Annotated in this window: 1 protein-coding gene; it reads right to left on the minus strand. The window is 68.9% G+C overall.

Going from position 1 to position 219, the window contains the following annotated elements; translation table 11 throughout:
• A partial coding sequence (locus RRF55_RS28905; protein ID WP_439419432.1) for an ABC transporter permease subunit occupies positions 1-219 on the minus strand: 219 nt, incomplete at both ends.

The following is a 219-nucleotide window of genomic DNA, read 5'->3' on the forward strand; positions in this document are numbered from 1 at the left end:
TGATCGAGCCGGTAAGGGTCCCGGCCAGTGCCGCGCACCCCATGCCGAGCAGTGCCGCCGGCAGCACGCTCCAGCCCCAGCCCAGAATCGCCACACTGACCGCCGACGCGGCCAGGGCCAGTACCGATCCCACCGACAGGTCGATGCCGCCGATGATCAGCACGAAGGTCATACCCACCGCCAGCACCATCAGGTCGGGGATCTGGTTGGCCAGGGTGC

It is taken from the genome of Klebsiella sp. K47 (assembly GCF_051858335.1).
Taxonomy (GTDB): domain Bacteria; phylum Pseudomonadota; class Gammaproteobacteria; order Enterobacterales; family Enterobacteriaceae; genus Klebsiella; species Klebsiella pneumoniae.